At 58.8% G+C, this 19,808-nt stretch carries 18 protein-coding genes; 1 reads left to right on the top strand and 17 read right to left on the bottom strand.

The annotated features are described in order from the left end of the window. Nucleotides 1-57: 57 nt before the first annotated feature. The 16 genes from ACRRQW_RS03615 to ACRRQW_RS03540 form a co-directional block, all read right to left on the bottom strand. Nucleotides 58-1,395, bottom strand: a complete 1,338-nt coding sequence (locus ACRRQW_RS03615) for a glycosyltransferase (protein ID WP_438479890.1) — start codon at nt 1,393-1,395, stop codon at nt 58-60. Nucleotides 1,396-1,629: 234 nt separating this feature from the next. Beyond that, entirely contained in the window at nt 1,630-2,385 is a 756-nt protein-coding gene (locus ACRRQW_RS03610; protein WP_438479889.1) for a LytR/AlgR family response regulator transcription factor, read from the bottom strand. Continuing rightward, nucleotides 2,378-5,419 carry a histidine kinase gene (locus ACRRQW_RS03605; protein ID WP_438479888.1) on the bottom strand — a complete coding sequence of 1,014 codons (3,042 nt, stop codon included), beginning with the start codon at nt 5,417-5,419 and terminating at the stop codon, nt 2,378-2,380. The genes ACRRQW_RS03610 and ACRRQW_RS03605 overlap by 8 nt, the downstream gene beginning before the upstream one ends. A gap of 193 nt (nt 5,420-5,612) precedes the next feature. After that, on the bottom strand, nt 5,613-5,963 hold the full coding sequence (locus ACRRQW_RS03600) for a hypothetical protein (RefSeq protein WP_438479887.1): 351 nt from the start codon (nt 5,961-5,963) through the stop codon (nt 5,613-5,615). A gap of 21 nt (nt 5,964-5,984) precedes the next feature. Then, nucleotides 5,985-6,113 (bottom strand): hypothetical protein, encoded by a 129-nt coding sequence (locus ACRRQW_RS03595; RefSeq protein ID WP_438479886.1) that lies wholly within the window; start codon nt 6,111-6,113, stop codon nt 5,985-5,987. Nucleotides 6,114-6,431: 318 nt separating this feature from the next. Beyond that, entirely contained in the window at nt 6,432-6,761 is a 330-nt protein-coding gene (locus ACRRQW_RS03590) for a low molecular weight protein tyrosine phosphatase family protein (RefSeq protein WP_438479885.1), read from the bottom strand. Further along, a complete protein-coding gene (locus tag ACRRQW_RS03585; protein ID WP_438479884.1) occupies nt 6,758-7,408 on the bottom strand; it encodes a SanA/YdcF family protein in 651 nt (216 codons plus the stop codon). Before ACRRQW_RS03585 ends, ACRRQW_RS03590 begins: the two co-directional genes overlap by 4 nt. 41 nt (nt 7,409-7,449) lie before the next feature. Beyond that, nucleotides 7,450-8,004: a putative Fe-S cluster assembly protein SufT gene (sufT, locus tag ACRRQW_RS03580; protein WP_438479883.1), complete on the bottom strand. Its 555-nt coding sequence runs from the start codon at nt 8,002-8,004 to the stop codon at nt 7,450-7,452. Nucleotides 8,005-8,070: 66 nt separating this feature from the next. Then, on the bottom strand, nt 8,071-9,363 hold the full coding sequence (sufD, locus tag ACRRQW_RS03575; RefSeq protein WP_438479882.1) for a Fe-S cluster assembly protein SufD: 1,293 nt from the start codon (nt 9,361-9,363) through the stop codon (nt 8,071-8,073). Between the two features lie 95 nt (nt 9,364-9,458). Next, a complete protein-coding gene (sufB, locus tag ACRRQW_RS03570; RefSeq protein ID WP_438482340.1) occupies nt 9,459-10,841 on the bottom strand; it encodes a Fe-S cluster assembly protein SufB in 1,383 nt (460 codons plus the stop codon). A gap of 92 nt (nt 10,842-10,933) precedes the next feature. Further along, nucleotides 10,934-11,704: a Fe-S cluster assembly ATPase SufC gene (gene sufC / locus ACRRQW_RS03565; RefSeq protein ID WP_438479881.1), complete on the bottom strand. Its 771-nt coding sequence runs from the start codon at nt 11,702-11,704 to the stop codon at nt 10,934-10,936. Nucleotides 11,705-11,754: 50 nt separating this feature from the next. Further along, nucleotides 11,755-12,186, bottom strand: coding sequence for a Fur family transcriptional regulator (locus tag ACRRQW_RS03560; RefSeq protein WP_438479880.1), 432 nt, complete (start codon nt 12,184-12,186; stop codon nt 11,755-11,757). Nucleotides 12,187-12,576: 390 nt separating this feature from the next. Beyond that, nucleotides 12,577-13,110, bottom strand: a complete 534-nt coding sequence (locus ACRRQW_RS03555) for a M15 family metallopeptidase (protein ID WP_438479879.1) — start codon at nt 13,108-13,110, stop codon at nt 12,577-12,579. Further along, nucleotides 13,100-16,117 carry a glycoside hydrolase family 2 TIM barrel-domain containing protein gene (locus ACRRQW_RS03550; RefSeq protein WP_438479878.1) on the bottom strand — a complete coding sequence of 1,006 codons (3,018 nt, stop codon included), beginning with the start codon at nt 16,115-16,117 and terminating at the stop codon, nt 13,100-13,102. Before ACRRQW_RS03550 ends, ACRRQW_RS03555 begins: the two co-directional genes overlap by 11 nt. Nucleotides 16,118-16,399: 282 nt before the next feature. Further along, nucleotides 16,400-17,368 carry an aldo/keto reductase gene (locus ACRRQW_RS03545; RefSeq protein WP_438479877.1) on the bottom strand — a complete coding sequence of 323 codons (969 nt, stop codon included), beginning with the start codon at nt 17,366-17,368 and terminating at the stop codon, nt 16,400-16,402. 37 nt (nt 17,369-17,405) lie between these two features. Continuing rightward, nucleotides 17,406-18,119 (bottom strand): creatininase family protein, encoded by a 714-nt coding sequence (locus tag ACRRQW_RS03540; protein ID WP_438479876.1) that lies wholly within the window; start codon nt 18,117-18,119, stop codon nt 17,406-17,408. A gap of 173 nt (nt 18,120-18,292) precedes the next feature. Between ACRRQW_RS03540 and ACRRQW_RS03535 the strand changes: the two genes are divergently transcribed. Beyond that, nucleotides 18,293-18,733 (top strand): DUF5069 domain-containing protein, encoded by a 441-nt coding sequence (locus tag ACRRQW_RS03535; RefSeq protein ID WP_438479875.1) that lies wholly within the window; start codon nt 18,293-18,295, stop codon nt 18,731-18,733. A 95-nt stretch (nt 18,734-18,828) separates the two neighbouring features. On the opposite strand, the gene trxB is transcribed toward ACRRQW_RS03535, so the two are convergent. Beyond that, entirely contained in the window at nt 18,829-19,776 is a 948-nt protein-coding gene (gene trxB / locus ACRRQW_RS03530; RefSeq protein ID WP_438479874.1) for a thioredoxin-disulfide reductase, read from the bottom strand. Nucleotides 19,777-19,808 lie beyond the last annotated feature (32 nt).

Genomic DNA, 19,808 nt, shown 5'->3' with positions numbered 1-19,808 from the left:
ATGGCGCAGTTGTTCGCGCTCCGGCGGATAACTTGCCAAAAAATCGTGATCAGCGGCTCAATCGCCGTCGTTCCACGGTTCGTCCCATTCGTTGTCGGTAAAAGCGAGCGCGGTGGCACGTTCCTCGATGAGGCTGATGAGCTGCTGCGCGATGCCCGTCCACGTGAAAAGGCTGCGCGCTTTGTGCGCACCCATGCGCGAGAGGCGATTCGCGAGCTTCGGGTGCTTCATCACTTTCGCGATCATGATGCCGAGATCTTCTTTATCGAAGGTGTCAGCGTAGAGCGCGTGACGGCCAAAGGTCACCGCACGAAACAATCCGCCGTGCGTCGTGATGACCGTCGGTGTGCCGCACGCCATCGCCTCGATGGCGGTCATGCCGAACGGTTCGTAACGGCTGCTCAACACGAACACATCGCCGGCGCGGTAATAGTCGGCGAGTTCGGCTTCGCTGACAAAACCGCCAAACTTCACGCGGTCGCCGAGATGGTATTTCGCGACAAGTTCTTTGAGCTCATCGAGGATCTTTTGCTCGTTGGCATTGAGTTCGGTTCCGCCGACGGCGAGGTAAAGCACTGCGTCTGGAATCCGCGCGGCCACCACCGAGAACGCGTCGACGAGTAAATCGTAGCCTTTGTTGCGCGCGAGACGGCCGATTGCGAGGACGACCTTTCCTTCGAAGCCGAGGCGCTGGCGAATCGCCGTGCGCGACGAGGCGCTAACAGGAAAGAAGCGGTTATCGTCGTAGCCTGGCGGGATCATGCTGACGTTCTTCTCTTCGACGCCGTAATCTTTCACGATCATGTCCAGCTGGTCGGGCGTGGTCGCGATGACTTGTTCGCAACGCCGGTAAAGCAGGGTCTCCTCGGTGATCCGTTGCGCGAAATTATATTTCTTATCGAAGTTAACCGCGTCGTCCGGAAAATCTTTTTCCATCAGCTGTTTTTTCCAGAGGCCGAGCGAGTGCGGCGTGTGCACGTGCGGCACATCGAGCGCTTCGGAAAGGCGTTGGGTCGCGTAGCCGGCATCCCAATAGTGGCTGTTGAAAAACTGGTATTTGAGCCCGTGCTTGTTGATGAAGCGCAGGGCGTTTTCCGACCATTCGGCGAGATCTTTGATCAAGTATTCTTTGCCGATGAATTTTTTTCCGCCGCAAGGCACGCGGATGACGCGGACGCGTTCGTTAATGATATCGATCTCGGGTTGATCATCGAAGCGGCGTGTCCAGATATCGACCTCGAAACCGAGTTGCGCGAGCTTCTTGGAAAGTTCGATGACATAGACGACCTGTCCACCGGTGTCGGCAGCTCCGAGCGGTGGCTCGGCGGCGACGTAACCGTGCGTGGAGACCATGCCGATGCGCGGCAATGAGGACTCAGGAATTTGTTCAGACATAGCTGTGTGTGTTTTCAACCGAGAGCTGAGTCGCTGACGGTTGGAGTTGTCATTAACACGGTCGAAACCGCGCGCCGCGGAAGAACCCGTGGCGTAGCACCGTCGACAAATTCGCGCCAAATGCAGCGGGGTGACCAACAAACGCTGCGAAGCGTGACGGTCTGAATACGGACACGTTCTCCGAGGGAAAGTGCCACGCATTTTGAGGAAAATACGTGCCGAACCGCAGGTGATTTATACCAACGGACGACCAAGCGCGGCGAGCCGGGCGGTGAGTTCGCTCCAGTGTTCGCGGCGAGCGCGGACAGGTTCAGGCGCGCCGGTGACGCGGAGTAACGTAATGCGATCGTCTTCGTGCGAGAAGCCTTCGATGCGCAGCAGGTTCACGATAACCTGCCGGTGCACGCGGAGAAAATGCGTCGCCGGCAAACGCGTTTCCCATGACGAAAGGGTTTCGCGCACGAGCAGGCTCGTGCCGTCGCCGAGGAGTAGCATCGAGTAATTATCTTCTGAAGTCAGCGTGACGATGTCGGCGAGGCGCACGAAGCGTGCGGCGGCGCGGCCGGTCTTTACGTGGATGACATCGTCTGCGCGCAGCACGGGGCGCGGTGAAGTTTCGTAGTGCGTTTCTTCGCGAGGGAGCGCAGTGGCGACGCGGCGCAGGGCTTCGTTGAGGCGTTCACGGCGGACAGGCTTGAGGAGGTAATCGAGCGCATTGACCTCAAATGCGCGCATCGCGTGTTGGTCATAGGCGGTGACAAAAATCACGCGCGCGTCGGGGAGGATCGCGGGCACGAGATCGAAGCCCGTGCCACCGACGAGCTGCACATCGAGAAAAACCAAATCATAGCCGCCTTCGGCGAGCTTGATCCGCGCGCTGGCGATCGAGCCCGCTTCACCGACGATAGTGACTTCGGGGTGGGCAGCGAGGAGCCGGCGCAAGTCTTCGCGTGCGGGCGCTTCGTCATCGATAAGCAGGACTTTAGGCATGTTCGGCCATGGGCTTGAAATTTTCGGTGGAGGAAATTTTGAGCGACACGCGCACCCAGCCGGCATCGGCATTGACGGCGAACTCGTGTGCGTTCGGGAAGTAGCGTTGCAGGCGCTCGCGGAGATTATCAAGTCCGATGCCCGTCGAAAATGGCGTGCGCGTGCCCGTCGGCTCGACCCAACGACCAGTGTTGGCCACTTCAAGATAGACGCCGCTGGTATCGAGCCGGCGGACAGTGATGACCACTTCCACGGTTTCGACACTCGTTCGCGTGCCGTATTTGATGGCGTTCTCGACCAGCGGGAGCAGGAGAAACGGCGGCACGCGTAGCGTGAGCGTGTCGGGTGCAGCATCGATGCGCGTTTTCAATAGTTCGCGCCAGCGGGTGCGCTCCATGTCGAGGTAGGAAGAAATCATCCGCAGCTCCGTGGCGAGCGTGCCGCCTTCGCCTTCGCCACGCGTGAGGGTCATGCGGCAAAAATCGGCGAGCTGCGTGGTCATTTCGTCGGCTTCGTCGGGGCGACTGTGGATGAGCGAACGAATCGAGCCGAGCGCGTTGTAGAGGAAATGCGGGTTGAGCTGGTAGCGCAGCATTTCGAGCTGGGCTTTTTCCTCGCCGAGGCGCGCGGCGGTTTTTTCGCTGAATTCAAGTTTGTGCAACCGGGCGAGTTCGCGGTTGCGGGTGGCGAGTTCTTCCGTGCGCGAATTGATGACCACGCTGAGTTCGGCGGCGCGCCGGGTGAGTGCGCGCGTGCGCAGTTTCACGATTCCGAAAAACCCTAACGCGCCGGTAAACGCGTAACCGATGACGGCGTAGTTGCTGAGCCACCATGGGGATTGAATCGTAAACTCCAGGGAAGTATCCGCGCTCACTCGCCCGGAAAGTTCGCGCGCCTGCACGTGGAAAACCAGGTTGCGATACGGCAAGTTGGTAAATTCGCGCGTGTGGTTCGTGCTCCACCCAGTCCAATCGTTATCGAGGCCTTCGAGCTGCGTGCGGTAAAGCGTGCCGGTGCGGCCGCGATAATCGATGGTTTGCGTGGGCGCGGCGAAGCTGAAGCGCAGCGCGTTGAGGCGGTGATCCAGCGCCGGTGGCAGGGGCGGTGCGGGATCGAGGCCGGAGTTGGCATACAGCGTTTCACCCGTTGGCGTGGAAATGCGCCGCACCATCGCGCGCAACGGCGGAGTCGTGCCCGAAGCGCGCCACCGGAGATCGACCGACACCAGTGCCCCTTGGCCGGAGATCCAGACGCTCTGCGTGACGTCGTCGTAGTAAATGCTGTTAGCGATCAGGTCGGTGATGGGCCCACCGGCAACGCGCGTGAGTTCGATTTTTCCATCCCGCACCGTAGCGCGTGCAAGTTGGGCTTCCGGTGAACCGAGAAACCACCACATGTCGCCGTCGGAGGAAGTCGCGATGGCGATCGGGCCGGTATTTCCCGGCGTGATCGGCATCGGCAAAAAACGCCCGGTCGCGACATCGTAGCGGTGCACCCATTGCCCGGTCGTCGCGAGCAGCTCGCCGCCCAGTTTGCAGAAACGAAGTTCGTCGCGGCGCCGCACGGTAGGCAGTCCTTGCGCTTCGCCAAAAAAGACCGCCTCGACATCGGGTTTGGGTTCGCGGCCAAAACGAAGCCGCCACGCGCCGCGACCGCTGTAGGGCGCGCACCAGACTTCGCCTTTTTCGTCGGCGTAAATGGAAGTGATGCCCTCGGGCACGGTGGAAATTTTCCCCACTTGATGCCAGTTCACGCCGTCAAAACGGAACAGCCAGAGTCCCGACGTGCTCCCGCCAATAAAAAAGCCCGGATGCGAGGGGAGGGCTTCGAGCGAGGTCAACACGTGCGACAGACGGCGCTGCACGGAGTTGTCGGGCATGATTTCGAAAATCGCGGTGCCTGTCGCGAAGAGCTTGTCCCCGACTTGCAGGAAAGTATTCAGCCCGGATTGCAGGCCGGTGAGTTCGTGAATCTGGCCGGTCGCGTCGTCGCGCCATGCGCCTCCTTCGTTGTGGGCGATGTAGAGACGGCTGCCCAAGCGATGCATCGAGCGCGGGCTGCCGGTGAGTCCTTGCGCGGTGTGGTGCACGACGATGCCATCGTCGACTTGTGCGCGCGTGATTCCGATGCGCTGCGCGATCCATAAGCCGCCTTCGGGGTCGGTGGCGATGTGTTCGAGCCGGTTGCTCGGTAAACCGTGGACCCGGGTGAGGCGCGAGATGAAATTACCTTCGCCGTCGAGAAACAGCAGCCCTTCATTTAGGAAACCGAAAGCGAGCCGTCCATCGGCAAGAAAGGTCGCGGTAATGGCCGAACTACCCGAAAAATTCGCAGCGGCAGACGGCGAGATTGGTTCGAGAGGATGGCCGCTGCCGCGCCAGCGATACGGCCCGCGCGCTGTCAGCAGCAACGTGCTGCCGTCCGCTTGATCGCGGGAAGCCAGCACCCGGAAGGCGGAAGCTGATTCAGAATCTTGGGCGGTGGGTTGCTTTTTAAGGATCGCGATTCCGGTGTCGGTTAATTGACCCAAGCTATCGACGCCTAAGCTGACGTGCAGCCGGTCTTGCTGCCACCACATGCCGTTGATCCGCAGATCGAGCGGCCAGGTTTTCACGGTGCCATCCGGACGAAAGAGCAGTAGCTTAATCGCACTAGCGAAATAAACCCCCTCGGGCGTCGCGAGGCAGTGGAGCAGCTGGCCGAAGGTGCGCTCTTTTTCGGGGAGGTTGCGGAGCGCGTCGATTGGGATGATTTCGCCCTTCGCGTTGGGTTGGAGCACGCAGACTTCATCGTAGCCGCCGACCCAGATTTCGCCGGCGTTGTTGATCGTCAGCGTGCGCGCCGGCCCTTCGGACGGCATGGAAATCAAACGCCACGCCGCACCGTCGAATTCGAGCACGCCAAAGTTGTTGGCGATGTAGATGAAACCACTGCGCGGGTGCCGGGCGACGCGCCAGTTCACCGGCGCGGCGCCGTAATCGTCGGCGTTCCACGCGCGAATAAACGGAGTGCCCGTAAATCGCGGGGCGGCCACCACCGCCGGATCAGCTGCGCAGAGCGGCGAAAGGCCCGCTTGCGCCAAAAGTCCGAGAATCCCTAAAAACAGAGCTGTGGTGTGCCGGTTTATACGCTGTCAGAAAAATAATCTTCACCGAGACCGCGAGAGTGAAAGCCCTGGGACTAGCACCTAAATGATCACGCACCCGTTTTCGGGTTCGGTGCCGAGATTAGTCCGTGTCGCCAGTTACGCCGTGCGCGATGAACGTCGGCACGCTTTCGACCAGTTTTTTCATGCGCGAAATCGAAGCTCTCAACCGCAGCTGGCGGCGCCACCACGTGCGATTGGCGCTATGGCTGCGAAAATCGGCCAGCGCCCATTTGAAATCGTGCGGCTTATGCATCACGGCCACATCGCTGATGAACTCATATTCCGGCAGAAAATAGCGGCGATTAAACAACAGCACGAGCGGAGCGATCACGCGAATGCGCAGTGGCAATGAACGAATCAGCACCACCCGCTCGAACTTTTCTCGAGGAATACCATGCTGCTCGCAAAAGAGTTCAGCAAACGTGATCATGGAACAGTCCGATTCCTGATCTTAGATGAAAAACGCGACCGCGATGATGACAGCCAGCAAGCCCGTTGCCTCGATCACCATGCGCTTCCAAGTGTAGCTCGAAACTTCTTCCGGTTGCACTGGGTTGGGAGTTACTTGATCGGTTTTCATGGTATGGAGTCGTGTGAAGGTGATGCGAAGGTCGTCGCGGTAGTTTTAAATTAAGCGTAATAAAATCAGCAGCTCGCGAGCCAACTGTGACCAACGTCGTCGATTTTGTGGTGAATGGCATCACTTGCTGAAGATGCTTAATGACTAAGCTATCAACGAGATGCGTATGAACTAGTGCAGAGAAAAGTTGTTTTAACGTTATTCCCCAAGCCTTTGCGAAAACTCAAACCGGGGGCGGACGCGGCTCATCGATTCAAAGCGCGCGCTTAAAATTCTCACGATTCGTCATTCCGCGCCTGTTCGTCGCAAGCGGCGCAGTTAGTATTCCAGATGGGCGCTTAATTCGGCTCTCAATAGTTCGATCAAAGCCGGATTCATGAAGGTGTAGTCATCAGGGATGCGGAGGATGATGAGCGTTTTTCCGGCGAGTTCTTCCGGAAAATTCTCGCGCAAGCGGTCGGCATGCTTGCGCTCCATGCAAAAAATCCAGTCGGCCCAGCCGAGATGACAGTCGGTGACTTTGATGCGCGCGCCGTTTTCCGTGCCGGCGCTGCGGGCGTCGTAACGCGGATGATTTTTAAACAACGCTTCCGCCGTGGGGCTGCGCCACCGATTCCGCGAACAGATAAAGAGGAGCTTCGTTTTCAATGCGCAGAGGCTAATCGAATCGGCTGCGACGGACCCGAGAAATAGGGTTGCCGGTGCAGCACGTAGAGGTCGAGCACCACGGCGAAGCGGGCGAGCACTTCGCGAATTTCGGTGCGGAGCGAGTTGCGGAGTTCCACATCGCGCGTGCAAAAACCCACGGCGTCGAGTCCGATGGCTTGGGAAATCTCAAGCGCGCGGGAGTTGTGATAACGCTGCGTGACAATCGTCACGCGTTTGAGCCCGAACACGGTCTGCGCGCGCATGACGGAATCGAGCGTGCGAAACCCCGCGAAGTCGCACGTGATTGCCGAAAGCGGCACGCCGCGCTGAATCAGCGCCGCGCGCATCATTTTCGGTTCATCATAATTAGCGGCGCGGTTGTCGCCGCTCACGAGCAGGTGGCGCACCTTTCCGGCGCGATACAGCGCCGCGGCGGCGTCCATGCGGCCTTCGAAGTGGGGGTTCGCGTTTTTCGATCTGGTGTAAGCGCTGGTGCCGAGGACGAGCGCGACGTCGTTGCGCGGGAGCGGTTCGATCTCGCTGTAGAGGCGCGCGCGGTTGTTCGTAATGACGTGGTAATTCGCGCCGGCAATGAGGAGGGCGACCAACACGAGGCCGAGTAGCGCGAGATAGAAAGCTCTTTTCAAAGGACGCAAAAAAGGCCGCTCCGAAAAGAGCGGCCCGTAAATTAGATCAAGCCGAGCTTCATTTTTCCTTCTTCGGAAATCATCGATTGATTCCAGGCCGGTTCCCACGTGATGCGCGCCTCGGCGTTGCTGACGCCGGGGACAAGCAGCACTTTGTTCTTCGCGTCTTCCGCGATGACCGGGCCCATGCCGCAACCCGGCGCGGTGAGCGTCATGGCGATGTCGACCTTGTAGCCGCCGTCGTCCTGCTTCGAGATTTCCATGTTATACACGAGACCGAGGTCGACAATGTTAACGGGGATTTCCGGATCGAACACCTGGCGGAGTTGCGCCCACACGGCTTCCGGATCGGGCGAACCATCGGCGAGCGTGTTGCCTTTTTTCACCGTCTGATCGACGACCGTTTCGCCGATAGCGTCGGCGTCTTTGCCGTCGAGGCGATAAAGGCCGGTGTCGGTTTGGACCGTGTAGCTACCGCCGAGCACTTGGTGAATGAACACCGTGGTGCCGGCATTGAGCGTATGTTTGTCGCCCGAGGGAATCTGCGAGGCGACAACGTCGCGGGAGAGGGTGCGGTCGCGTTTATCGGTGCTCATGGAATGATTTATATAGAACTCAGGAAATCAGGAATGGAGTTTTTTCCAGTTTTCCTGATTTCCACATTATTGATTAAACTTTTCGCGAATGATTGCGCTGAGGGAGTCATGCAGCTGCTCGTTCTCGATTTTGCCGAGGACTTCCTCGAAGAAACCGAACACCAGGAGTTCCTGCGCTTTCGCGGGCGAAATGCCGCGGGCTTTCAGGTAGAATTCCTGCTCGGCGTCGATGCGGGCGCTGGTGGCGCCGTGGGTGCAACGCACGTCGTTGGCTTGGATTTCGAGGCCAGGGAGCGAGTGGGCTTCGGCTTCGTCGGATAACATGAGGTTGCGGTTTGATTGATACGCGTCGGTTTTCTGCGCGTCGGGATCGACGACGATCAAGCCGGAGAAAATTGTCTTCGCCTGGTCCAGCAGCGCGTTTTTGTAGAGCAGATTCGAGCCCGTGTTCGGGGCTTGGTGAATCTGCAGCGTGCGTTGATCGAACTCTTGCGTGCCGTGTGCGACCGTGAGCGCGAGCATCTCGGAGTGCGCGCCGGGAGCTTGCAGTTGCGAGAAGGACTCGTGACGAGCCTGACGCGCGCCCGCGTGTAGATTCAGCGAAACGACTTTGGCGTCGCGGCGCGAGACGGTGGCATTGAATTGGAACGACAGCGTGTCGCGGCTCCAATCCTGCATCGCGATGTAAGTGATCTGCGCGCCGTGGTTGGCGTAGAGATCGTTACCGCCGCACGCGAATTGGGCTTTTCCGGTCGAGCGGAAAAAATCCGCGACGGTGACTTTTGCGTTCTCGTCGGCGACAACGAGCGTGTGCGGGAAAACGGCGGCGTTGTCGCCGGACGCGTGGTGAAACACGGCGAACGGCGCGGCGGCTTCGACATTCTTCGGCACGTAAATGAACGCGCCGTCTTCGAGAAACGCTTCGTGCAGCGCGGCGAATTTATCCGAGCCGAGCTTGGACGGCTGGGCGAGCAGGTGGCTCTTGATGAGATCGCCGTGCTTCAGCAGTGCGTTTTGGAGCGTGTCAAAAATCACGCCTTCGGGTGCTGCGCCCGAACGACCAACAGATTGATTGTTCAGGAACGTAAGCGAAGTGCTCGCTTGAAACGTTGGCGCGGGCAATGCTCTGGCGTCGGCACGCTCAAGCCTGAAGCCGTCGAGTGTGAGGTTCGCGTAGCTCGAGAAACGCCAGCCTTCGTTGGTGCGCTTCGGCATCGGAGCCGTGGTGAAACGTTCGTAAGCGGTGCGTTTGCGATCGAGCCACCACGCGGGCAAGTGTTTCACGCGCTCAAGGTGAGCGGCGAAGACTTCGCGGGTGAAACTGCCGACGAGAGTGGGAGGGGAAATTAAAGTAGACATGGTTTTTGTCACAGAGATCACGGAGGAGCCACAGAGAGGGAAGGAGGACTCAGTGAGCTCTGTGCGTCCTCTGTGTGCTCTGTGTCGTGATTATTTTAGCCGACCGAACCCTCCATTTCCAAATCGATGAGGCGTTTGAGTTCGACGGAGTATTCCATCGGGAATTGGCGGGCGAGTTCGTTGATGAAGCCGTTGACGGCGAGACTCATCGCCTGCGCTTCGGAGAGGCCGCGTTGCTGCATGTAGAAAATCATGTCCTCGGAAACTTTGGACACGCTGGCTTCGTGCTGCGTGGCGTTTTTGTCGCCGCGAACCGTGATCGCCGGATACGTGTCGGTGCGGCTGTTCGTGTTGATGAGCAGCGCGTCGCACTCGGTGTTGTTTTTGCAGCCCTTCAAGTGCTTCGGGATGTGCACTTGGCCGCGATACGTCGCGCGACCTTGGCCGACCGAGATGGATTTCGAGACGACGAGCGACGTGGTGTCGTCGGCGGCGTGAATCATTTTCGCGCCGGTGTCCTGGTGCTGGCCGTCGTTGGCGAGGGCGATCGAGATGACTTCGCCGCGGGCGCGTTTGCCTTTCAGCACGACGCCTGGGTATTTCATCGTGAGGCGGCTGCCGATGTTACAGTCGATCCACTTCACCTCGGCGTCTTCGTGCGCGATGGCGCGTTTGGTGACGAGGTTGAACACGTTGTTCGCCCAATTCTGGACGGTGATGTATTGAATCTTGGCGCCCTTGAGCGCGACGAGTTCCACGACCGCGCTGTGCAGCGTGGAGGTGGTGAACTTCGGCGCGGTGCAACCTTCCATGTAAACGACTTCGGAGCCTTCGTCGGCGATGATGAGCGTGCGCTCGAACTGGCCGAAGTTTTCCGCATTGATGCGGAAGTAGGCTTGGAGCGGCTGCGCGACTTTCACGCCGGGGGGCACGTAGATGAACGAGCCGCCGGAGAACACGGCGCTGTTGAGCGCGGAGAACTTGTTGTCACCGGTCGGGATGACTTTGCCGAAGAATTTTTTGAAAATCTCCGGGTGTTCGCGCAGGCCTTCGGTCGAGTTGCAGAAGATCACGCCTTGTTTGGCGACGATCTCCTTGATGTTCGAGTAGGCGGCTTCGGAGTCGAATTGCGCTTCGACGCCGGCGAGGAACTTGCGCTCCTGCTCGGGAATGCCGAGGCGTTCGAACGTGTTTTTGATGTCGTCCGGCACTTCGTCCCACGTGCGCTTCGGCGTCTGGCCTTGCGAGAGGTAGTAACGGATTTTGTTAAAATCGATGTTCTCAAGATCCTTCGTTGCCCAATGCGTCGGCATGGGTTTGTCGAAGAAAGTCTTCAACGCCTTCAGACGGAAATCGAGAATCCACGGCTCCTCTTTTTTAACGGAGCTGATGTAGCGAACAGTGTCCTCGGTCAGGCCAACGCCAGCGTCGAACGCGTAGTTGACGTTGTAGGAGAAATTGCCGGCGGACTGGTCGATGCCGACGGCCGGATTTTCAACCGGCGGGGATTCGAGTTCAGTGGGTGGTTTCACAGATGGTGAGAGTTGAGGGCTGAGAGTTGAGAGACTGATCAAGCGGTCACGGCAGCGGTCGCGGCGACTTCTTGTTTGATCCAATCGTAGCCCTTCGCCTCGAGTTCGAGGGCGAGGGTTTTGTCGCCGCTCTTCACGATGCGGCCGTCATACATGACGTGAACGAAATCCGGCACGATGTAGTCGAGCAGGCGTTGGTAGTGGGTGATGAGCAGCACGCCGAGCGGGCCGGTGCGGAGCGTGTTCACGCCGTCGGCGACGATGCGGAGCGCGTCGATATCGAGGCCGGAATCGGTTTCGTCCATGAGCGCGATCTTCGGTTCGAGCATCGCCATCTGGAGGATTTCGCAGCGCTTCTTTTCGCCGCCGGAGAAACCTTCATTAACCGAGCGCGAAGTGAACTTCCGGTCGATCTTGAGGAGATCCATCTTCGAGTAGAGACGCTTGTAGTAACCGGTCGCGTCGAGCTCTTCGCCTTCGGCCATGCGGGCTTGCACGGCGGCGCGGAGGAAGTTCGCGATGGAAACGCCGGGGATTTCGCTCGGGTATTGGAACGCGAGGAACAGGCCGGCGCGCGCGCGTTCATCAGGCTCCATTTCCAAAACCGATTTGCCGTCGAGCAACACTTCGCCGCTCGTGACCGTGTAATCCGGGTGGCCGGCGATGGCCTTAGCGAGCGTGCTCTTGCCGGTGCCGTTCGGCCCCATGATGGCGTGCACTTCGCCTTGCTTGATGGTCAGGTTCAGGCCCTTGACGATGGGCTTGTCGCCGATGCTGATGTGGAGGTCTTGGATGACGAGGGTGGACATGGTGTCGGTCTGGTAAGGTGTGGGTGGGTTACGGTCGTTTTTGAAAAGGATCAGTTGGCGCCGGGCTTGGCCGAGCCGCGGAAATTCAATTCGATGCTGCTTGCATCGAAACCGGCGGGCAGGACTTCGCGGAGGCGGGCCATAAAATCGGCGGGCAATTCCACATCGAGAATCTTGCCGGTCGTTTCGTCGTGGAAATGCGCGTGCTCTTCCAAGTTCGGGCAATAACGCGTCGGCGCGCGCTCGAAGTTCACCTGACGCACGAGGCCGCACTGCACGAGCGTATCAAGACAGTTATACACCGTCGCGAGCGAGATAGTCGGCATCTGCGATTTCACGCGGGCAAACACTTCGTCGGCGGTGGGATGATCGCGTTTATCGAGGATCACCTTGAGCACGACTTCGCGCTGCGGGGTGGGGCGAACATCGCAGGCCCGAAGCTTTTCGAGCAGTGCCGCGTGATCTTTGGGAGTGGTGGCCATGATTTGAAGGGGAGGGTCAAAGCAAACGATGCGCGAACAGGTTTCAAGTGATAATTAGAACTATTCTAAGTCATCGTGCAGGTGCATGGCTACGTGTTGTTTGCGTAGTAGTTAGGTGGCGCGATAGGAAGGTCCGTTCCACTCTCCGAGCAGACCCACGTAGTTTGGTGAATTGGGGTAGGGGCCGTTATCCTTAACGGCCCTTGGGATGTGATCTGCGAAAATCCAGCGTGCCACGCGAATCCTGAAGGGCGGTTAAGGATAACCGCCCCTACCTTTGTGCATCGTGGTAGGGCCTGACCTCCGGGCAGGCCGTGGGATTGCGCGAACGCTGAGCTATGCGGCCCGCCCGGAGGTCGGGCCCTACCAACGAGCCAGTTTCTCAACCGCTTACCGCCGCCAACACCAATGCCACGGCTCGTAACCGATGCCGTGCGCGTTGCCGCGGGGATACGATAAATGAAATCCGAAGCGCGCGGCGTTTTTCTTGAGCCAACGAAACTCCGGCGTCTTCGCGAAATCCTCGTCCAACTCGCAATGTTGCGGCGAACCGATGTCGAGCGCGCGACCGGTGTGATGCTCGCTACAACCCGGCGCGGCTACATAACGCAGCACTTCCTCGATAGTTTGCCCGGCGGCGAGCTTACGGCGGATGAGTTTTGTCTGACGTGCCGTGCTGCGATAACCGGAAAGCTGGAGCAATTTCACTCCATCGCCTGCGCCGGAAGTGCGCATGCGTTTCCACGCAGCGGCGGCGGCAGGTAGCATGCGCAGGATTTTTCCGTCATCGTCCGCGCGACCAATCGACACGAGCGTGCGCGCCTCGCGTTGAACCGGCATATGCCGCGTGCGCGGATAATCGGCGGGGATGCCGAGCTGCGCCCACACTTTACGGCGATCAAAACGACTGCGCTTACTGATCATAGCTGCGAGAGAAGGGCGCGAACGCTTGCGCGGTTTCGTTGGGCTCGCCGAGCCACGTGCGCAGCGTTTTCGGCCAATTGGCCTCGAGCGGCACGAGCGTGAATTGTCCGGCGATGTGCGTTTCTGGCGCAGCTTTGATAAATGTTTCCGGGCCGCCGCCTTTGTTGCCGGGACCGGAAATCACCGCGTTGTGACTCAGCAAAATGCCATTCGCGGTGCGCTCGACCGCCACGTCACTTGCGCGCGCGGGCAATAACGCGACGCCGGTGCCCTCGGTTTGGGTGAGAGTCGCGAGTTCGACGCCGCGACGATTGCCTTGGAAAGAGAGATCGTCGCGCGTCAGGTGGTAGCGGCCGAAACGATTGAGCGCATCCTTGCCCGGGTAACCCGCATAAGGTCCGTCGCCGATCCAGCGAAATTCCGTCGCCGTCGCGGGCAAACTCATCGCGAATCCCGCTTCGAGGATTTGCCCGGTCGCATTGGTCTCCGGCGAGAAATCGTAGATGACATTGAGAGAACCGTTGCGATCTACGCGAATGACATGCGTGCCAGCAATAATTTGCTCATTCGTCTCGCGAAGAGTGTAACGCCCTGTGATGTAAAGTGTGACTGTGTTGCGCTCCTCTTTCACGTCGATCGTCGGCGGTTCAACTGCGAGCATGGCTCCACTCCAGATTGATTCTTTTTGGCCGCGTAGGCGTTCGGCTTCCGTAAATTTGCGGCTCGCGTGAGGCAGAAATCCTGAAGCGATCACTGCATTGATATTGTTTAGAAGGGTGATTTCGCCGGTGCCGCGCGCAACGGAAAGCATGAAACGCGCATGCTTCACTTTAATCGAGTCAGCGGTGCTTTCGGTTTTCAGCCGAGAGTTGCGTAGGTCGCCCTGTAGATGATCTCCATAATTGATTTTGATTCCACTCGGTGGCGTCACCCGAAGACTCAGCTCGTGAATCGAAATGTTTTTTTCGTTCAAAATCCGAAGTTCGAGCCAATGAAACCCTGATTCGGGCTTCTTTGGCCATTTTAACGATATCGGAACGAGGTCAGTCGTTGACGCTTTGGCTTTCAGCGGCGCGAGACCGGTTTGTAGTTTGCTTCCGTTCTGAACAAATCTCCATTCGAGCGTAAATCCCTCCAAGGTGCGGAAGTCATAAAGATTTGCGATTTCGAGAACAGGGCCATCGGTATGATAAAGCAGTGGATGTTCTTCAGTCAGCAGTCCCTCAGATTTCCAAACTTTTACCGGCGCATACACGCTGCGCACTTGCCAGTAATCCACTGACGGCGTGCGGTCGGCGTAGGTGAGGCCGTCCATGCCGTCGAGGGTGTGCGTATCGTAGTAATGCGTGGGGTCGGTCCACACGTAAGGATTTGGCGCGAGGTCTTCGACGCGTTTGTCACTCCTGCGGAGAATGCCTTGGTCTTGAAACATCCACACGGCGCCGCCGGCGTGGTGCGGACTCGTTTGCATGATCGCCCATTCGTCTTGGATGCGATCCGTCGCGAGGCCGAGCGCGTGGGCGTATTCAGTGTGGATGATCGGGCGATCAAGTTTCGTCGCGTAGTCGCGCACGGTGGCGACGACGGGATAATGTGGCGCGTAGATGTCGACCCACTCGGGTAATTCCGAATAAGTCTTCGCGAAATACGAACCGACCTGCGGGAAGCAAATCGGTCGCGACGGATCGAGTTCCTTGACGTATTGGCCCGTGCGTAACGTGAGCGGCGTGTTCGGGTTTTCGTTGCCGATGCTCCACACGATTACGCTCGGATGATTTTCGTCGCGCCGCACGGTGGCGCGGGCGCGAGTGAACAACACGTCTTGGTAATCAGGTTTCGTGAGATGTTCGTCGCCGTAACCAAACGGCACTTCGTCCATTACGTAGAGGCCGAGTTCGTCGCAAAGCGCGATCAGGCGTTTGTCGGGCGGGTAGTGCGCGGTGCGCAAGAAATTGCAGTTCGCCGCGAGGATGAGCTCGAGGTCGCGACGCAGCTGTTCGATCGTCGCCGTGCGTCCGGTGTCGGGCCAGATGTCGTGGTGATTCACGCCGCGGAGTTTGATCGCGACGCCGTTGAGTTGAAGCACGCCGTCGACGATCCCGACTTCACGCAGGCCGATTTTTTCAGTGATGACCTGCGGTTTTTGGCCGGGTGATGAGAGCGTGAGTTCGAGCGTGTAGAGATTTGGCGTCTCGGCGGTCCAGAGCTTGGCGTCAGGGATTTCGAGCGCGGTTTCGCCTTTGGGTTCGAGCGGAAAAACAAATTCCTTCGCGACCGTTCCATCGGCCGCGAGCAGTCGACCGGTGAGCGTCGCGGCGCCGCTGGCTTCGGCTTTGAGTTCAAGCCACGCTTGGTTGTTTTCACCAAGCGTCGTGCGCGCGGTGTAGTGTTCGAGGTAGACCGGCGGCACCGCAAACAACGTCACGCCGCGATAAATGCCGCTGAGCGACCAGCAATCGTTGGTGTCGAACTCCCAGCCTTTCACGCGCGTGCTGACGCGCACGGTGAGGATGTTTTCCAGGTTGTCGCGCACGTGATCGGTGATGTCGAACGTCGCGGGATTGAACCCGCTCGCCCACGTGCCGACTGATTTTCCATTTACCCACACTTCGTAACCATAAAGCACACCCTCGAAGCGCAGCATGATGCGCTGGCCGTTCCATTCGGGCGGCACGCGAAATAGCTGGCGATAAAGACCGGTGCCTTCGACGAGATCGCGGCCGTATTTCGGCTCGGCGAAATCTTGAAGCTCCCAGTGCCCGGGCACGGTGATCGATTTCCATGTCGCAGTGTCGAAGAAGCCGGGCTGGTTGAACTTCGCGTCGGTCTCGCTGATTTTCGAACCTTCGTAATAACGAAATTGCCACTCGCCGTCGAGCGACTGCGTAGGCGTTGATGCCGTCGGCGCGTAAACGTTCTTCGGTTGTGCACGCAGCGCTGAATAAAAACCGGCAGAAATAAAAACGACTAACGCGGCGAAGCGAAAGCAGTGAAATCGGGGCATCATGGCAGGCAATAGACTGACCGCATCGGGGCAAGTTCGCCGCAGAAAAGTTATTCACGTAACGTCAGGTATCGCATTCCTTGAATTGGGGTAGGGCCGTCATCCCTAACGGCCCTTGGGGGGTGATTTGCGAATATCCTGCGTGCCGCGCGAATCCTGAAAGGGCGGTTAAGGATAACCGCCCCCTACCTAAAATGCCTGCGCGGCCCGCCCGGCTTGCCCGCCATAGCCTTGTGCGACGGCGGGAGGTCGGGCCCTTCCGCACATCTGCGAATGCACTAATCGTTACGCGGGCGAAAAATCTTTCGTGTGCAGCGTCTCTGCCTGCGCGAGTTCGGCGGTGGAATAGGGTGCGGCGTCGGACGCGCCGGCGCAGTCGAGGATTTCTTCGAGCTTTTTTGAACCGGAAAGCACGGTGGAAATATTCGGATTATCGAGCACCCAACGCATGGCCGCGGCGGCGAGCGAACGCACGTCGTTGCGCACGAGGAGCGCTTTATAGCGATCGGCCAGCTCCACGCGCTCGACGATTTCTTCGCGCGAGTAACGCGAGTTGAGCGAGCCGGCTGGAAATTGAATCTCTTTCGTGAACACGCCCGCGAGAAAACCGTTGGCGAGTGATTCGCGCGCGACGATGCCGACGCCTTGTCGGCCGAGGTCGGCGATGATCGGTTCCCATTCGCGATACGTGAGGCTGTAAGCGATCTGTGCGACATCGATGCGGCCTTGCACGGCCCAGGATTTCGACATTTCGCCGGTGTCTTTGATGAAACCGGTCGACGTGCCTACAAAGCGCACTTTGCCGCTGCGTTTTAACGCATCGAGCGCAGTCCACACATCGTCGCGGATTTTATCGGGGTGCGTCGGCGAATGGAAAAACAAGACATCGAGGCGATCTGTGCCGAGACGTTTCAAGCTTTGCTCGACCGACCACTTTACCGTTTCGCCATCGAACAATTCGTTCGTGTGCACGCGCGAGTGGTAGCGGCCGAATTTCGTGGCGATGGTGACCTTGTCGCGGTCGGCGCCGAGCGCTTTGCCCAACACTTCCTCGGCGATGCCGTCGGCTTCCTTGGTGCCGTAGAGCGGCGCGGTGTCGAAAAAGTTAATGCCCGCATCGAGTGCGCCGCGAATCGCGCGGTTGGCATCGCCAGAATCCACGGCCCCATAAATTGAAGGCGAGCCAAAGGCCCATGTGCCGAGGCTGACTTCGCTGACTTTAAGACCAGTGCGGCCGAGAGAACGGTATTTCATAGAGAGTGGCTGGCGGTGACTTGACACTTAATAGGTGTCAAAGGCCGAGCGCGTCGGCGATTTTTTGCTTCGCGGATTCGACGAATGCCTTCGTATAAACGCGGCCTTTTTCGGCGGATGATTCGCGCGGGTCGGGTCCCCACACGGCGTCATCGGCGAGCGTGGGCACGCGGTCTTTCGGCAAACGCGCGAGATCGATACACTGCGGGTGCGAGTTCATTAAAAACGAGACCTCGCCGAGCGCCGCGTGATTCACGATCACGATGTCTTTGGCGATGAGATCGGTTTCCGACGTGCAGATGATTTTCGTGGCGGTCTGCGCCGCGTTAAATTTCTGCGCCTCGTCTTGGAGAATATCGTAGTGGGGCTGGCCGACGTGGCCGGCGAGGAGGAAAACGACACGGAATTTCTCGTCGGCGAGTTGTTCGAGGTGTTCGCGCGCGAGGAGCCGCAGCGTTTCCTCTTTGAAGTTCAGCGAGTGGCGACGATGCGCGAGGTCTTTGACTTCCTTGATCGTGTTCGCGGCGACGTAAACTGGCGGCAGCACGAGGCCGCCGGCGACTTTCGCGAGTTCCACGCAGAGGCTGTGCGCCTTTAATCCATCGAGGCCGACCGCAGCGTGTTTGCCGTGATACTCGAGCGCGCCCCACGGCAAATAAGCCACGGGGGCGTGGGCGAAAATCGTTTCGATTTCGGTGGGCATCAACTGTTCGTAGAGACCCCAAGTCAGGGCGGAAGCGGCAGCGGTCATGGGATAGTTTTTGTGACGATGGAGGGCGCGGGCGCCGAGCGCCAAGATTTTTGCGGCTGAAATTTCATGCACTCAAAGTGGCAAAGCGGTTTGCGAATTTCCACGACGTCGGCTTTATGAGCGCACACGCGTTTCTCTTTTGCGACGCATCAACCTGAACCCCCGCTAAAATTATGTCCACTTACGTCCCTTTGATTAGTTCCGGCACCGTTGGCCCGCTCGGCGTGTTACACCTGCCGCGTTTCTGGCAAAAAGCGTCGCTCGAAGCGCGCGGTAAACTCGATTCGCGCTACCCGGGTTGCGGCAAGGGTTATGACCAGATGACGCTCGATGGTCTCGGCCTGAATCGCGAAGCGACGCTCACGTTCATCAAAGATAAACGCCCGAGCTACCCGCAATTCGAAGCGTGGATCAAAGCGCAACCGGGCGTGAAGCTCGACGCCCCGTCGGTCGAAAAACACAACGCTGCCGTCCGTGGCTACAATCACGCGGACAACGTGCGCACCGACATCCTAAGCGCCAACGGCATCCCTGATGACCGCACGATCCTCGATGCAATCCGCCTCAACGATCTCGACAGCTGGAATGAATTCCACGCTGACGTGCTGAAGTAAGCGCTACGCTTAACTTAAATTTCCAAAAACAAAGGCCGGCATTGCTGCCGGCCTTTTTCGTAAACTGAAATGAAGCGTGCGAACGTCGCGCGTGCTTAGGCGGACTCTTTCTCGGCGAGCCAACGCTCGGCTTCGATCGCGGCTTGGCAACCCATGCCGGCGGCGGTGATCGCTTGGCGGTAGTGGTGATCAGCACAATCACCCGCGACGTAGAGGCCGGCAGTTTTTGTTTTCACCTGACTGTGAGCGGTCGGGACGAAATAGCCTTCTTCGTCCGTGTCCGCAGCACTCTTGAACGGCGCCGTATTCGGAATGTGGCCGATGGCGACGAACACGCCTTTCACGGGCAGCACGCTTTCGGCGTTGGTTTTGAGATTCTTTACCTTGAGGCCAGACACCGAGTCTTCCGGCACGCCTTCCACGGACACCGGCACGCTGTCCCAGACCATTTGGATCTTTGGATGCGACGTGGCGCGGTCGGCCATGATTTTCGATGCGCGCAACGAATCGCGACGATGCACGAGGTAAACTTTACTCGCGAAACGCGTCAGGAACAAGGCCTCCTCCGCGGCACTGTCGCCGCCGCCGATGACCGCCACTTCCATATTGCGATAGAATGCGCCGTCGCACGTCGCGCAGGTGGTCACACCTTTGCCGCCGTAAAGTTCTTTTTCACCGGGGACGCCGGTGAGACGCGGCGAGGCGCCGGTCGCGACGATGATCGTCTTGGCTTTGATGGCGCGGTCGGCGAGTTGCAGGGTGTATGGCCAACTCGAGGTGTCGACGCCGACGACGCTGCCACTTTCGTAGCGCGTGCCGAATTTTTCGGCCTGCTTGCGCAGATTCTGCATCAATTGATAACCGTCGATGCCCTCGGGGAATCCAGGGAAATTCTCGACTTCGGACGTCGTGGTCAGCTGGCCACCGGGCATGACGCCTTCGAGCACAAGGGGGTTGAGGTTGGCGCGACCGGTATAAATGGCGGCGGTGAGGCCGGCGCAACCGGTGCCGACGATGACGACGTTTTCAACTTTATCAGACATGGGAAATAAGGCGTTCAACTGAGCCCACCTTT

The sequence above is a fragment of the Oleiharenicola lentus genome (genome assembly GCF_051660365.1).
GTDB lineage: Bacteria > Verrucomicrobiota > Verrucomicrobiia > Opitutales > Opitutaceae > Lacunisphaera > Lacunisphaera lenta_A.
Note: the sequence above shows the minus strand (reverse complement) of the source record. Positions and strands in the feature narration are given on the sequence as shown.

Coding starts and splice junctions, on each gene's coding strand:
- ACRRQW_RS03615 (WP_438479890.1), bottom strand. CDS start 1,395: ATGTCTGAACAAATTCCTGAGTCCTCATTGCCGCGCATCGGCATGGTC.
- ACRRQW_RS03610 (WP_438479889.1), bottom strand. CDS start 2,385: ATGCCTAAAGTCCTGCTTATCGATGACGAAGCGCCCGCACGCGAAGAC.
- ACRRQW_RS03600 (WP_438479887.1), bottom strand. CDS start 5,963: ATGATCACGTTTGCTGAACTCTTTTGCGAGCAGCATGGTATTCCTCGA.
- ACRRQW_RS03595 (WP_438479886.1), bottom strand. CDS start 6,113: ATGAAAACCGATCAAGTAACTCCCAACCCAGTGCAACCGGAAGAAGTT.
- sufT (WP_438479883.1), bottom strand. CDS start 8,004: ATGAGCACCGATAAACGCGACCGCACCCTCTCCCGCGACGTTGTCGCC.
- sufD (WP_438479882.1), bottom strand. CDS start 9,363: ATGTCTACTTTAATTTCCCCTCCCACTCTCGTCGGCAGTTTCACCCGC.
- sufC (WP_438479881.1), bottom strand. CDS start 11,704: ATGTCCACCCTCGTCATCCAAGACCTCCACATCAGCATCGGCGACAAG.
- ACRRQW_RS03560 (WP_438479880.1), bottom strand. CDS start 12,186: ATGGCCACCACTCCCAAAGATCACGCGGCACTGCTCGAAAAGCTTCGG.
- ACRRQW_RS03555 (WP_438479879.1), bottom strand. CDS start 13,110: ATGATCAGTAAGCGCAGTCGTTTTGATCGCCGTAAAGTGTGGGCGCAG.
- ACRRQW_RS03550 (WP_438479878.1), bottom strand. CDS start 16,117: ATGATGCCCCGATTTCACTGCTTTCGCTTCGCCGCGTTAGTCGTTTTT.
- ACRRQW_RS03545 (WP_438479877.1), bottom strand. CDS start 17,368: ATGAAATACCGTTCTCTCGGCCGCACTGGTCTTAAAGTCAGCGAAGTC.
- ACRRQW_RS03540 (WP_438479876.1), bottom strand. CDS start 18,119: ATGACCGCTGCCGCTTCCGCCCTGACTTGGGGTCTCTACGAACAGTTG.
- ACRRQW_RS03535 (WP_438479875.1), top strand. CDS start 18,293: ATGTCCACTTACGTCCCTTTGATTAGTTCCGGCACCGTTGGCCCGCTC.
- trxB (WP_438479874.1), bottom strand. CDS start 19,776: ATGTCTGATAAAGTTGAAAACGTCGTCATCGTCGGCACCGGTTGCGCC.